Below are 14232 nucleotides of genomic sequence, written 5' to 3' on the forward strand. Positions count from 1 at the left end.
CACCCGCCGCCGGTATTGTCCGTTGAAAAAGTCGCCTGTTCCCGGACGGTGGCGCTGGAAATTCAGTTATTACCCTTTATACTGCCCTATCGCCACAGAGCATGACCATGACGGGTTAAAGATATCAATGAGTCAGACTGAAACCACCGCCCCGAGCAAATTCTCCCTCCTCCCCGGGAGCATCACCCGTTTCTTTCTTCTTTTGATCGTTGTGCTGTTAGTGACCATGGGGGTGATGGTACAAAGCGCGGTTAACGCCTGGCTGAAGGATAAGAGCTATCAGGTCGTCGATATCACCCACGCCGTGCATAAGCGCATCGATACCTGGCGCTACGCCACCTGGCAGATTTACGACAATATTGCGGCCGCCCCGGCCTCCTCATCCGGAGATGGACTTCAGGAGACGCGGCTTAAGCAGGATGTCTATTACCTCGAAAAACCGCAGCGTAAGACTGAGGCGCTTATTTTTGGTTCTCACGACAGCGCGACGCTTGAGATGACGCAGCGTATTTCGACCTATCTGGATACCCTCTGGGGGGCCGAAACGGTGCCGTGGTCGATGTACTATCTGAACGGTCAGGACAACAGCATGATCCTGATCTCAACGCTGCCGTTAAAAGATCTCTCTTCCGGGTTTAAAGAGACCACCGTGGGCAGCATCGTCGATTCCCGCCGGGCAGAGATGCTGCAGCAGGCGAACGCCCTTGATGAACGTGAAAGCTTCTCTTCCCTGCGCCGCCTGGCCTGGCAAAACGGTCATTATTTTACTCTGCGCACTACCTTCAACCAGCCAGGGCATCTGGCGACGGTGGTCGCCTTCGATTTACCCATTAATGATTTAATCCCGCCGGATATGCCGCTCGATAGCTTCCGTCTGGAGCCCGACAGCAGCACCCAGAACATGCGTGCGGCGTCTGACAAAGAGGCCGCAGAGAGCGTCTCGATCTCCTTTAACGGTTCAAAAATCGAAATTGCCTCATCCCTGAACTCGACCGGTATGCGTCTGGTGTGGCAAGTGCCGTTTGGCACGCTGCTGCTCGACACGCTGCAAAATATCCTGCTGCCTCTGCTGCTGAATATCGGTCTGCTGGCGCTGGCGCTGTTTGGCTACAGCACCTTCCGCTTCCAGCCGGGGCGTCAGAGCGACGCCTCTGCGGTCCCGGCAGGCACCAGCAATGAACTGCGCGTGTTACGTGCGCTAAATGAAGAGATTATTTCCGTGCTGCCGCTTGGGGTCTTAGTTCACGATCAGGAAGCGAATCGTACGGTAATGAGCAATAAAATTGCCGACCATCTGCTGCCGCATCTTAACCTGCAGAACATCACCACCATGGCGGATCAGCACCAGGGGGTGATCCAGGCCACCATCAACAATGAGCTGTACGAGATCCGTCAGTTCCGCAGCCAGGTCGCCTCCCGCACGCAAATTTTCATCATTCGCGATCAGGATCGCGAGGTGCTGGTGAATAAAAAGCTCAAGCAGGCGCAAAGACTGTATGAGAAAAACCAGCAGGGGCGCGCCGCATTTATGCAGAACATTGGCGATGCCTTCAAGCAGCCGTTAAAAACGCTGGCGACCCAGGCGGAGGCGTTAAATACGTCAGAAAGCCACCAGCTTGCCTGTCAGGCCGACTCGCTGGTCAGAATGGTTGACGAGATCCAGCTGGCGAACATGCTGGAGAATGATTTCTGGAAAGGAACACCTACCCTCTTCTCTGTTCAGGACCTGATCGATGAAGTCGTTCCGGAAGTCCTGCCCGTGATTAAGCGTAAAGGGTTGCAGCTGCTGATCAATAACAATCTTCCGGCAAATGACGAGCGCCACGGCGATCGTGAAGCGCTGCGCCGCATACTGTTGATGATCATTCAGTACGCGGTGACGACCACGCAGATCGGCAAGATCACCCTCGAAGTCAGTACGGAGGAGTCGGCAGAAGACCGCCTGACGTTCCGCATCCTCGACACCGGGGAAGGCGTCACCACGAGTGAAATTGATAATCTCCACTTCCCGTTCCTGAACGACACGCAAAGCGATCGCTACGGCAAGGCCAATGCCCTCACCTTCTGGCTGTGCGATCAGCTGGCGCGTAAGCTCGGCGGCCATCTGAATATCAAAGCCCGTGAATCCCTCGGCACCCGCTATTCTCTGCACGTGAAAATGGCGGCCAATCCGCAGGAAGAAGATGAAGAACGTCTGCTGGATGATGTCGTGGTGATGGTCGATGTGACCTCGAACGAGATCCGCAATATTGTCGTTCGTCAGTTAGAAAACTGGGGGGCGGCCTGCATCACGCCGGATGAAAGACTTGCAAGTCAAGAATTTGATCTGTTTTTAACTGATAATCCGTCTAATCTTACTGCCTCCGGCTTGCTTTTAAGCGATGATGAGTCAGGCGTGCGGAAAATCGGCCCTGGCCAGCTGCGCGTCAACTTTAATATAAGCAATGCGATGCAGGAAGCTGTACTACAACTAATAGAAGAGCAGCTGGCGCAGGAAGAGATAGCGGAATCCCCGCTTGGCGGTAATGAAAATGCCGAGCTTCACGCCAGCGGATACTATTCACTCTTTGTTGATACAGTACCAGATGATGTTAAGCGGTTGTATACTGAGTCCGCTGCGAATGATTTTGCAGCGCTGGCACAGACAGCACACCGGCTTAAAGGGGTGTTTGCCATGCTTAATCTGGTTCCCGGCAAGCAGTTATGTGAAACGCTGGAACATCTAATTCGTGAGAAAGATGCCTCTGGCATTGAAAAATACATCAGCGACATTGACGCCTACGTCAAAAGCTTGCTGTAGCAAGGTAGCCTTATACATGAACAATATGAACGTAATTATTGCCGATGACCATCCGATTGTACTGTTCGGTATTCGCAAATCACTTGAACAGATCGAGTGGGTGAATGTAGTCGGTGAATTTGAAGACTCTACAGCACTGATCAATAACCTCCCAAAGCTTGATGCACACGTGCTCATTACCGATCTCTCCATGCCCGGAGACAAATACGGTGATGGGATCACGCTCATCAAATATATTAAACGTCACTTCCCGGATATCTCGATCATTGTTCTGACCATGAACAACAACCCGGCGATCCTGAGCGCGGTACTGGATCTGGATATCGAAGGGATTGTGCTGAAACAGGGCGCACCGACCGATCTGCCTAAAGCGCTTGCGGCGCTGCAGAAAGGCAAGAAGTTCACGCCTGAAAGCGTTTCTCGTCTGCTGGAAAAAATCAGCGCGGGTGGCTATGGTGACAAACGTCTGTCGCCGAAAGAGAGTGAAGTTCTGCGCCTGTTCGCAGAAGGTTTCCTGGTGACCGAGATTGCCAAGAAGCTGAACCGCAGTATTAAAACCATCAGCAGCCAGAAGAAATCAGCGATGATGAAACTGGGTGTGGACAATGATATTGCGCTGCTCAACTATCTCTCCTCCGTGACGCTGAGCGCAACGGATAAGGATTGATCTCCACTGTAAATGCCGGGTGGCGCTGGCGCTTACCCGGCCTACAAAACCCGCAGGCCCGCGCAAGCGCAGCGTCGCCGGGCAAATAAAAAAGGCCCTTCCGGGCCTTTTTTATATTCTCGTTTTTCTCACGCGCTCTGCGTAAATCGACAATGTCTGCTTCAGCACGTCCAGCGTCACCGGTTTCGACAGACAGCTGTCCATGCCTGACTCCAGACAGCGCTGCTTCTCTTCCGCCAGCGCGTTCGCCGTTACGCCCACCACCGGCAGCGTCAGGCCAAGCTGCCGGATGCGCTGCGTCAGACGGTAGCCGTCCATGTTAGGCATGTTGACGTCGCTCAGCACGATATCAATATGATTCTTACTCAGCACGTTCAGCGCATCCACGCCGTCATTGGCGGTTTTGCACTGGTAGCCCAGCGATCCAAGCTGGTCAGCCAGCAGGCGGCGGTTAATCGGATGGTCATCCACCACCAGAATCATCATATCGTCATTCACCGACGCCAGAGACTCCGGTGACGGCAATCCGCCCGCGCCGTCGCGCTCTTCCAGCTCCACTTTGTAGATGCGTGCCAGCAGGCTCAACAGCTCGTGCGGCGTCGCAACACTGTGTACCCATTCCCCAGGCGCGCGCTCGACGGGAATGCCGATGTGGCGACGGCAGAAGAGCACCGACCCTCTCCCCTGCCACGGCTGCTCCTGCATCTCGTCGGCGATCAGCACATCGTCAACGTCCGGTGTTTGACCTTCATAGCGGCACACCCTCACGCCGCAGTGGGTCAGCAGCGCCGTCAGATAGTCATTCAGCGAGGCGTTATGCACCGCCAGCCAGCAGCGCTTATCGCTCAGGCCATCTACCGTGGCTTTTGCCGGATATTGCGCCGAATAGAGCGGAATGCGGATGGTGAACTGGCTGCCCATGCCGGGCTCGGTATCCACGGAGATATCGCCGTCCATCATGCTGACGAGCTTCTCACAAATCGCCAGCCCCAGTCCGGTGCCCTGGAAGTTACGCTGCACGCCGGTACCGACCTGGAAGAACGGATCGAACAGGCGAACCACCTCCTTCGCCGGGATGCCAACCCCCGTGTCGCGCACGCGAATGCTCAGGTAATCCCCTGCCCGGCAGACGTGCAGCACAATACAGCCGGTATCGGTAAATTTGATGGCGTTGCTGAGCAGGTTAGAGATGACCTGCTGCAGGCGCATCGGATCGCCGTGCAGCGTCAGCGGCACGTCCGGTTCGATAAAGCAGTAGAGCCCCAGCTGTTTACGCACCACCAGCGGCAGATAGTTGGCGCTGATGTGGTTCATCACCTCGCGCGGTGAAAACTCGCGCGGCTCGATTTTCAGCTGCTCGGACTCAATTTTAGAGAAGTCGAGAATATCGCTGATGATTTTCAGCAGCAGGCTGGAGGAGTTGTTCATCGCCGTCACCAGCCGGTCGACGCCTTTCGGCAATTCCTTCGTCTGCAGCAGATCGAGGTTACCGATAATCCCGTACAGCGGCGTACGCAGCTCGTGGCTGACGGTCGCAAGGAACATGGATTTTGACTGGCTGGCCTGCTCCGCCGCCTGCGCCATCTCCTGCAACGACTCCTCCATCTTCACGCGCGCGGAGACATCCACCAGCACGCAAATCGCCACGTTTTCATTGCGATAGCGGGAATGGACAAAGCTGATCTGCAGGTTGGTGTGCGTACTGGTGAGCACGTCCACGAAGTTAACCTGCTGACCGCAGATAATCTGCGTCAGCCTCTGCCGGTCTTCGTGCGTCAGCATGTTCAGGTAGTTATGCGCCAGTTCGTTACTCAGGATGTTGGTCCCGTCCTGGGTACGCAGGATACAGATCCCCACCGGCGCCGAGGCAACAATCTTGCGGTTAAACTGCTCGTGTTCCTCCAGGCGCTGGGCGTCGCTTTCGGCGGGAATAAAGATTTTCCGCTCATACATGCGCGCCAGCGTAAACAGCGCACCCCCCGCCAGCAGGTTGAGCAGAATTGCATTCATGATAAGAATGCGTATCCGCTCAAGCACCATATCCACCGGCAGCGAATAGACGATACTCAGCGACGAAGGCGGCAGACTCTTCTTCAGCACCAGCTCGCGGAAGCCCGAGGTATAGCCAAACCACGACCGCTCCTGCATCCAGTGCGGTTCGACGTTCAGCCGGTTATCGGGCCCGGCAAGCGAGATCAGCTGATGGCCGTTTTCATCCAGAATGGTCACCCCCATGGGCAGGCTGCCAGGGGTGAAGAAGTTTTCCATGCGGATGGTCTGCTCAATCCCCATCAGCGCCTGCAGGCGATTACCGAGATAAACCGGCGTCAGGGCATAGAAATAGCCCACGCCGGGGCGCGGGCCCTGGCTCACCCAGAAGATGTTATTCCCGCGCTCGTCCTGTGGTGCATTGCGGTATTTCACAATACGTTCATGCAGGCTTTTCAGCGCATTGTCACGTTCAACGGGCACGTCGCGCAGGCCAAAGTCAGCCATGCAGAGATTTTCGCTGCCAATCAGGAAGACGCGGTTCAGGTCATAGGCGGCGGAGAAGTTGTCGCGCCAGTAGCGCATAAACCAGGCTAGCGATTCCAGCGACCCGCGCCAGGTATTGCTCATGGTGGAGCAATCGGAATCCGGGAACAGCGGCTGGAAGTCCGGAACTTCGGTTTTGTCGTTACGCCCGCGGAGCGCAAGAATACCGTTTTCCGCCGTCAGACGATTCTCGGCAATATACTTCAGCTCCTTCATGACGTCAGACGTTCGCTGAATGTAGCGCTGGGCCTGGTCGGAGCTTAAGTTAAACTCCTGGCGGATCTCCGCTTCTTTCTGATGCAGCGCATTAACGATGTAAAACACCGAGAACAAGGCCACCAGCAGCCAAAGCAGGAGCGCCAGCGCTCTAAACAGATAGCGAGAGACTTTCAGCGTAGTACGAAAGGAGACGAGGTATTTCAAGGGGGCGAGGCTCCGCCGTCGGGGTCAAAAGAATGTGGTTAAGGTAGCGGTAAACGCGCCAGGTCGCAACGTTGACTTATCTGCTTCTGCAAAAGAAAAGGGCCGGAATCCGGCCCTTTTTTGCATCAGGAGACATTACTCGTCAGCGTCATCCGCTACGTCATCGTCGGTGTCGGCTTCTGGCGCGATGTCCTCATCGCCTTCCGCGACGCTACCGTCGATGGAGTCGAGCTCTTCGTCATCCACCGGCTCGGCAACGCGCTGCAGACCCACCACGTTTTCATCTTCCGCTGTACGGATGAGGATCACGCCCTGGGTGTTACGACCCACCACGCTGATCTCAGACACGCGGGTACGCACCAGCGTACCGGCATCGGTGATCATCATGATCTGGTCGGCATCGTCTACCTGCACCGCGCCGACAACGGAACCGTTGCGCTCGGTCACCTTGATGGAGATAACGCCCTGCGTGCCGCGAGACTTGGTTGGGTATTCCCCTTCCGCCGTACGTTTACCGTAACCATTCTGCGTGACGGTCAGGATAGCCCCTTCACCGCGCGGAATAATCAGAGAAACAACGCTGTCTTCGCCAGCCAGTTTGATACCACGAACGCCCGTCGCGGTACGGCCCATTGCACGGACGGCGTCTTCTTTGAAGCGCACCACTTTACCGGCCGCAGAGAAGAGCATGACTTCATCGGAGCCCGAGGTCAGATCCACGCCAATCAGCTCGTCGCCTTCGTTCAGGTTCACGGCGATAATACCGGCAGAACGCGGACGGCTGAATTCGGTCAGCGCGGTTTTCTTCACGGTACCGCTGGCGGTCGCCATAAAGACGTTCACGCCCTCTTCGTACTCGCGTACCGGCAGAATGGCGGTGATACGTTCGTTCGCTTCCAGCGGCAGCAGGTTAACGATTGGACGACCACGTGCGCCGCGGCTTGCTTCCGGCAACTGATAGACTTTCATCCAGTACAGACGACCGCGGCTGGAGAAGCAGAGGATCGTGTCATGGGTGTTCGCCACCAGCAGGCGGTCAATAAAGTCTTCTTCTTTAATACGTGCTGCAGATTTACCTTTACCGCCACGACGCTGTGCTTCGTAGTCCGTTAACGGCTGATACTTCACGTAGCCCTGGTGAGACAGGGTCACCACAACGTCTTCCTGGTTGATCAGGTCTTCGATGTTGATGTCCGCACTGTTGGCGGTGATTTCGGTGCGGCGCTCGTCGCCGAACTGATCGCGGACCAGCTCCAGCTCTTCGCGGATCACTTCCATCAGGCGCTCTGCGCTGCCCAGGATATGCAGCAGCTCAGCAATTTGTTCCAGCAGCTCTTTGTATTCGTCGAGCAGTTTTTCATGCTCAAGGCCGGTCAGTTTCTGCAGACGCAGATCCAGAATCGCCTGGGCCTGCTGTTCAGTCAGGTAGTATTGACCGTCACGCACGCCGAACTCAGGTTCCAGCCATTCAGGACGCGCCGCGTCATCGCCCGCACGTTCCAGCATCGCGGCGACGTTGCCCAGATCCCACGGACGGGAAACCAGCGCGGTTTTCGCTTCCGCCGGGGTTGGCGCACGACGGATCAGCTCGATGATCGGGTCGATGTTGGCCAGCGCAACCGCCAGCGCTTCAAGGATGTGCGCACGGTCGCGCGCTTTGCGCAGTTCGAAGATGGTACGACGGGTCACCACTTCACGGCGGTGACGGACGAACGCGCTCAGGATCTCTTTCAGGTTCATGATCTTCGGCTGACCATGGTGCAGCGCAACCATGTTGATACCGAAGGAGACCTGAAGCTGCGTCTGGGAGTACAGGTTATTCAGGACAACCTCACCCACCGCGTCGCGTTTGATCTCAATCACGATGCGCATGCCGTCTTTATCAGACTCGTCACGCAGCGCGCTGATGCCTTCAACGCGTTTTTCTTTTACCAGCTCGGCGATTTTTTCAATCAGACGCGCTTTGTTCACCTGATACGGGATCTCGTGAACAATAATGGTTTCACGGCCGGTTTTGGCGTCCGCTTCTACTTCAGCGCGGGCACGGATGTAAATCTTGCCGCGGCCGGTACGGTACGCCTCTTCAATGCCGCGACGACCGTTGATGATCGCCGCCGTCGGGAAGTCCGGGCCCGGGATGTGTGCCATCAGCCCTTCAATGCTGATATCTTCATCGTCGATATAAGCCAGACAGCCGTTGATCACCTCGGTGATATTGTGCGGCGGAATGTTGGTTGCCATACCGACCGCGATACCGGACGAACCGTTCACTAACAGGTTCGGGATCTTGGTGGGCATCACATCTGGGATGCGCTCGGTGCCGTCGTAGTTATCGACGAAATCAACGGTCTCTTTTTCCAGGTCGGCCATCAGCTCATGAGCGATTTTCGACATACGGATTTCCGTATAACGCATCGCCGCAGCGGAGTCGCCGTCGACTGAACCAAAGTTACCCTGACCATCTACCAGCATGTAGCGCAAGGAGAATGGCTGCGCCATACGAACGATGGTGTCATAAACGGCGGTATCACCATGCGGGTGATATTTACCGATGACGTCACCGACGACGCGGGCAGATTTTTTATAGGCTTTATTCCAGTCATTGCCCAATACGTTCATGGCGTATAGTACGCGACGGTGTACCGGCTTAAGGCCATCGCGGACGTCCGGCAGCGCACGGCCAACAATGACCGACATCGCATAGTCCAGATAGGAGCTCTTCAGCTCTTCCTCGATGTTAACCGGTGTAATTTCTCTCGCAAGGTCGCTCATCTAACCGCTATCCCTCTACTGTATCCCGGATTCAAAGGTCGCAAATTATAACACAGCCGAGGTGATTGAGGTAAACCTATACGCTTTATTCACAGGGATTGCCTGATATACTCATTCGTCTTGCTAAATAAGGAGTAAAAGCGCCCATGAATGCCGAAAAATCCCCGGTGGCTCACAACGTTGACCACGAAGAGATTGCCAAATTTGAAGCGGTGGCGTCCCGCTGGTGGGATCTCGAAGGCGAGTTCAAACCGCTGCACCGTATTAACCCGCTGCGTCTGGGCTATATCGCGGAGCGCTCCGGCGGTCTGTTCGGTAAAAAAGTGCTCGATGTCGGCTGCGGTGGCGGTATCCTGGCGGAAAGCATGGCGCGCGAAGGGGCGAACGTCACGGGCCTGGATATGGGCTTTGAACCGCTGCAGGTTGCTCGTCTTCATGCGCTGGAGTCTGGCATACAGGTGGACTACGTGCAGGAAACCGTGGAAGAACACGCGGCAAAACATGCCCATCAGTACGATGTGGTAACCTGCATGGAGATGCTGGAGCACGTTCCCGATCCGCAGTCCGTGGTGCACGCCTGTGCAAAACTGGTGAAACCGGGTGGACAGGTCTTCTTCTCGACCATCAACCGCAACGGTAAAGCCTGGCTGATGGCCGTCGTTGGCGCGGAGTATGTGCTGCGCATGGTGCCGAAAGGCACGCATGACGTGAAGAAATTCATCAAGCCTGCGGAACTGTTAAGCTGGGTCGACCAGACGTGGCTCAAGGAGCAGCACATCACTGGTCTGCACTACAATCCGCTGACCAATAAATTCAAACTCGCACCGGGCGTTGATGTTAACTATATGTTGCATACAACCGCCAAAAACGACTAACGTCATTCGTTATTCTTATAAAGATTGCGCGACATCATGTTGCGCAATTCTGACCGCCCGTTGAAGAAATCAGCACTCGATCAAATTTTGAATTTTTTTTCTTAATTATTGACATGTCTTCCAGGCCTTACGGTACGAGGACTTAGCCTTTTTTACCCTTTCACAACCTCAATTTAACGTCAAAATCAACCCTTGTACTGAAAAGAATCCTTACTAGAATACTCACCATATAGCGTTTTTCTTATCGCAAACCCCCTATATGTAGTATTTATCCACAGAGTTAGTCACAAGACGGTTCTGTGGATAAGCGGGGGATATTTTTTTATTTCACGGACAGGTAAACCCCACATGAATCAGAGTCTGCTGGTGACAAAGCGCGACGGTACTACCGAGCGTATCAATCTGGACAAAATCCATCGAGTTCTCGACTGGGCAGCAGAAGGACTGAACAACGTATCTATCTCCCAGGTTGAACTGCGTTCACACATCCAGTTCTACGACGGCATCAAAACGTCTGATATCCACGAAACGATCATTAAAGCGGCGGCGGACCTCATCTCCCGCGAAGCACCGGATTATCAGTACCTCGCTGCACGTCTGGCGATTTTCCACCTGCGTAAAAAAGCCTACGGCCAGTTTGAGCCGCCGAAGCTTTACGATCACGTGGTGAAAATGGTTGAGCTGGGCAAATACGACACGCATCTGCTGGAAGACTATACGGAAGAAGAGTTCGAGCAGATGAACGGGTTTATCGATCACTGGCGCGACATGAACTTCTCCTACGCGGCGGTGAAGCAGCTCGAAGGCAAATACCTGGTTCAGAACCGTGTAACCGGTGAGATCTACGAAAGCGCCCAGTTCCTCTATATTCTGGTGGCCGCCTGCCTGTTCTCTAACTATCCGCGTGACACCCGTCTGGATTACGTGAAGCGTTTCTACGATGCGGTATCGACGTTCAAGATTTCACTGCCGACGCCAATCATGTCTGGCGTGCGCACCCCAACCCGTCAGTTCAGCTCCTGCGTACTGATCGAGTGTGGTGACAGCCTGGATTCCATCAACGCCACGTCCAGCGCCATCGTGAAATACGTTTCCCAGCGTGCCGGTATCGGCATCAACGCCGGTCGCATCCGTGCGCTGGGCAGCCCGATTCGCGGCGGTGAAGCATTCCACACCGGCTGTATCCCGTTCTATAAGCACTTCCAGACGGCGGTAAAATCCTGCTCTCAGGGCGGCGTGCGCGGCGGTGCTGCGACCCTGTTCTACCCTATGTGGCACCTGGAAGTGGAAAGCCTGCTGGTCCTGAAAAACAACCGTGGTGTTGAAGGCAACCGCGTGCGTCACATGGACTACGGCGTGCAGATCAACAAGCTGATGTACACCCGCCTGCTGAAGGGCGAAGAGATCACCCTGTTCAGCCCGTCCGACGTCCCGGGCCTGTACGACGCGTTCTTCGCCGATCAGGACGAATTCGAGCGTTTGTACACCAAATACGAAAAAGACGACAGCATCCGCAAGCAGCGCGTGAAGGCGGTGGACCTGTTCTCCCTGATGATGCAGGAACGTGCCTCTACCGGCCGTATCTACATCCAGAACGTTGACCACTGCAACACCCACAGCCCGTTTGATCCGGTGGTTGCACCAGTGCGCCAGTCTAACCTGTGCCTGGAGATCGCCCTGCCGACCAAACCGCTGGAAGACGTGAACGACGAAAACGGTGAAATTGCGCTGTGTACGCTGTCCGCGTTCAACCTGGGTGCCATCAAGAGCCTGGACGAGCTGGAAGAGCTGGCCGTGCTGGCGGTTCGTGCGCTCGACGCCCTGCTGGACTACCAGGATTACCCAATCCCGGCCGCGAAACGCGGTGCGATGGGGCGTCGTACCCTGGGTATCGGCGTGATCAACTTCGCCTACTGGCTGGCGAAAAACGGCAAGCGTTACTCCGACGGCAGCGCCAACAACCTGACGCACCAGACGTTCGAAGCGATTCAGTACTACCTGATGAAAGCGTCCAACGAGCTGGCGAAAGAGCAAGGCGCGTGCCCGTGGTTCAACGAAACCACCTACGCGAAAGGCATTCTGCCAATCGACACTTACAAGAAAGACCTGGATGCGATTGTCAGCGAGCCGCTGCACCTCGACTGGGAAGGCCTGCGCGAGTCCATCAAGACTCACGGCCTGCGTAACTCCACGCTCTCTGCCCTGATGCCGTCCGAGACCTCTTCGCAGATCTCTAACGCCACCAACGGTATTGAGCCGCCGCGCGGCCACGTCAGCATCAAAGCCTCGAAAGACGGCGTGCTGCGTCAGGTGGTACCGGATTACGAGACGCTGGGTGACAACTACGAGCTGCTGTGGGAAATGCCAAACAACGACGGCTACCTGCAGCTGGTGGGTATCATGCAGAAGTTTATCGACCAGTCGATCTCTGCCAATACCAACTATGACCCGACGCGCTTCCCGTCCGGCAAGGTGCCGATGCAGCAATTGCTGAAAGACCTGCTCACCGCCTACAAGTTTGGCGTGAAAACGCTGTACTATCACAACACCCGTGACGGTGCGGAAGACGCGCAGGATGACCTGGTTCCGTCAATTCAGGACGATGGCTGCGAAAGCGGCGCATGTAAGATCTAATGTAAATGCCGGGTGGCGCTACGCTTACCCGGCCTACGTTTTTAGGACACACTCATGGCATATACCACCTTTTCACAGACGAAAAACGACCAGCTCAAAGAGCCGATGTTCTTCGGCCAGCCGGTCAACGTGGCACGCTACGATCAGCAAAAATATGACATCTTCGAAAAGCTGATTGAAAAGCAACTCTCCTTCTTCTGGCGTCCGGAAGAAGTGGACGTCTCCCGCGACCGTATTGACTACCAGTCTCTGCCGGATCACGAAAAACATATCTTCATCAGCAACCTGAAGTACCAGACGCTGCTGGACTCCATCCAGGGCCGTAGCCCGAACGTGGCGCTGCTGCCGCTGATCTCGATTCCTGAGCTGGAAACCTGGGTGGAAACCTGGGCGTTCTCCGAGACGATCCACTCCCGCTCTTACACCCACATCATCCGCAACATCGTGAACGATCCGGCAGTGGTGTTTGACGATATCGTCACCAACGAGCAGATCCAGAAGCGCGCGGAAGGCATTGCCCATTACTATGATGAGCTGATCGAGATGACCAGCTACTGGCACCTGCTGGGCGAAGGCACTCACCATGTGAACGGTAAAACCATCACCGTGAACCTGCGCGCGCTGAAAAAACAGCTGTACCTGTGCCTGATGAGCGTTAACGCGCTGGAAGCGATCCGCTTCTACGTCAGCTTCGCCTGCTCCTTCGCCTTTGCCGAGCGCAAGCTGATGGAAGGCAACGCCAAAATCATCCGTCTGATTGCCCGTGATGAAGCCCTGCACCTGACCGGTACCCAGCACATGCTGAACCTGCTGCGCAGCGGCACGGACGATCCGGAGATGGCGGAAATCGCCGAAGAGTGCAAGCAGGAGTGCTACGACCTGTTCGTGCTGGCGGCTCAGCAGGAGAAAGAGTGGGCAGACTACCTGTTCCGCGACGGCTCCATGATTGGCCTGAACAAAGACATCCTGTGCCAGTACGTTGAGTACATCACCAACATCCGCATGCAGGCGGTCGGTCTCGACCTGCCGTTCCAGACGCGCTCTAACCCTATCCCGTGGATCAACACCTGGCTGGTGTCCGATAACGTGCAGGTTGCGCCGCAGGAAGTGGAAGTGAGTTCTTATCTGGTCGGTCAGATTGATTCTGAAGTCAACACCGACGACCTGAGCGACTTCCAGCTCTGATGTCACGCGTCACGTTAAGTCTTTCCGGCACTGAGGTACTGTGTCGGGAAGAGCACCCTTCTCTGCTGGTGGCGCTTGAGGCGCATCAGGTCGAAGTAGAGTACCAGTGTCGTTCCGGCTACTGCGGTTCTTGCCGCTGCCGTCTGGTCGCCGGCCAGGTGGACTGGCTGACCGAACCGCTAGCCTTTATCAACGAAGGGGAAATTTTGCCCTGCTGCTGCCGGGCAAAAGGCGATATCGAGATCGAGATGTGATGGTGTCGGGTGGCGCTTCGCTTACCCGACCTACAAAACCGCAGTTCGTAGGCCGGGTAAGGCGCAGCCGCGACCCGGCAATTTCAG

At 55.6% G+C, this 14232-nt stretch carries 8 protein-coding genes; 6 read left to right on the plus strand and 2 right to left on the minus strand.

The genetic code is table 11. The annotated features are described in order from the left end of the window. Positions 1-127 precede the first annotated feature (127 nt). Together rcsD and rcsB are read left to right on the plus strand one after the other, a co-directional pair. Positions 128-2800: a phosphotransferase RcsD gene (rcsD, locus tag ACOTXI_RS06830; RefSeq protein WP_058654847.1), complete on the plus strand. Its 2673-nt coding sequence runs from the start codon at positions 128-130 to the stop codon at positions 2798-2800. 16 nt (positions 2801-2816) lie between these two features. Further along, on the plus strand, positions 2817-3467 hold the full coding sequence (gene rcsB / locus ACOTXI_RS06835; RefSeq protein ID WP_003859405.1) for a response regulator transcription factor RcsB: 651 nt from the start codon (positions 2817-2819) through the stop codon (positions 3465-3467). Positions 3468-3578: 111 nt separating this feature from the next. Here the strand turns inward: rcsB and rcsC are convergent, their stop codons facing one another. Together rcsC and gyrA are read right to left on the minus strand one after the other, a co-directional pair. Then, the gene (gene rcsC / locus ACOTXI_RS06840; protein WP_008500240.1) at positions 3579-6425 is read right to left on the minus strand and encodes a two-component system sensor histidine kinase RcsC; all 2847 of its coding nucleotides are present in this window, start codon (positions 6423-6425) and stop codon (positions 3579-3581) included. A 135-nt stretch (positions 6426-6560) separates the two neighbouring features. Then, entirely contained in the window at positions 6561-9197 is a 2637-nt protein-coding gene (gene gyrA / locus ACOTXI_RS06845; RefSeq protein ID WP_008500239.1) for a DNA topoisomerase (ATP-hydrolyzing) subunit A, read from the minus strand. 146 nt (positions 9198-9343) lie between these two features. On the opposite strand from gyrA, the gene ubiG reads away from it, so the two are divergent. The 4 genes from ubiG to yfaE all read left to right on the plus strand — a co-directional run bounded on the left by ubiG (position 9344) and on the right by yfaE (position 14145). Continuing rightward, entirely contained in the window at positions 9344-10072 is a 729-nt protein-coding gene (ubiG, locus tag ACOTXI_RS06850; RefSeq protein WP_021241539.1) for a bifunctional 2-polyprenyl-6-hydroxyphenol methylase/3-demethylubiquinol 3-O-methyltransferase UbiG, read from the plus strand. A 348-nt stretch (positions 10073-10420) separates the two neighbouring features. Next, a complete protein-coding gene (gene nrdA, locus ACOTXI_RS06855) occupies positions 10421-12706 on the plus strand; it encodes a class 1a ribonucleoside-diphosphate reductase subunit alpha (protein WP_008500237.1) in 2286 nt (761 codons plus the stop codon). A 54-nt stretch (positions 12707-12760) separates the two neighbouring features. Next, positions 12761-13891, plus strand: coding sequence for a class Ia ribonucleoside-diphosphate reductase subunit beta (gene nrdB, locus ACOTXI_RS06860; RefSeq protein ID WP_008500235.1), 1131 nt, complete (start codon positions 12761-12763; stop codon positions 13889-13891). Continuing rightward, positions 13891-14145 carry a class I ribonucleotide reductase maintenance protein YfaE gene (gene yfaE, locus ACOTXI_RS06865; RefSeq protein WP_008500234.1) on the plus strand — a complete coding sequence of 85 codons (255 nt, stop codon included), beginning with the start codon at positions 13891-13893 and terminating at the stop codon, positions 14143-14145. The genes nrdB and yfaE overlap by 1 nt, the downstream gene beginning before the upstream one ends. The last annotated feature ends 87 nt before the right edge of the window (positions 14146-14232 follow it).

It is taken from the genome of Enterobacter cloacae complex sp. BZL2005 (assembly GCF_049238885.1).
Taxonomy (GTDB): domain Bacteria; phylum Pseudomonadota; class Gammaproteobacteria; order Enterobacterales; family Enterobacteriaceae; genus Enterobacter; species Enterobacter roggenkampii.

Coding starts and splice junctions, on each gene's coding strand:
- rcsD (WP_058654847.1), top strand. CDS start 128: ATGAGTCAGACTGAAACCACCGCCCCGAGCAAATTCTCCCTCCTCCCC.
- rcsB (WP_003859405.1), top strand. CDS start 2,817: ATGAACAATATGAACGTAATTATTGCCGATGACCATCCGATTGTACTG.
- gyrA (WP_008500239.1), bottom strand. CDS start 9,197: ATGAGCGACCTTGCGAGAGAAATTACACCGGTTAACATCGAGGAAGAG.
- ubiG (WP_021241539.1), top strand. CDS start 9,344: ATGAATGCCGAAAAATCCCCGGTGGCTCACAACGTTGACCACGAAGAG.
- nrdA (WP_008500237.1), top strand. CDS start 10,421: ATGAATCAGAGTCTGCTGGTGACAAAGCGCGACGGTACTACCGAGCGT.
- nrdB (WP_008500235.1), top strand. CDS start 12,761: ATGGCATATACCACCTTTTCACAGACGAAAAACGACCAGCTCAAAGAG.
- yfaE (WP_008500234.1), top strand. CDS start 13,891: ATGTCACGCGTCACGTTAAGTCTTTCCGGCACTGAGGTACTGTGTCGG.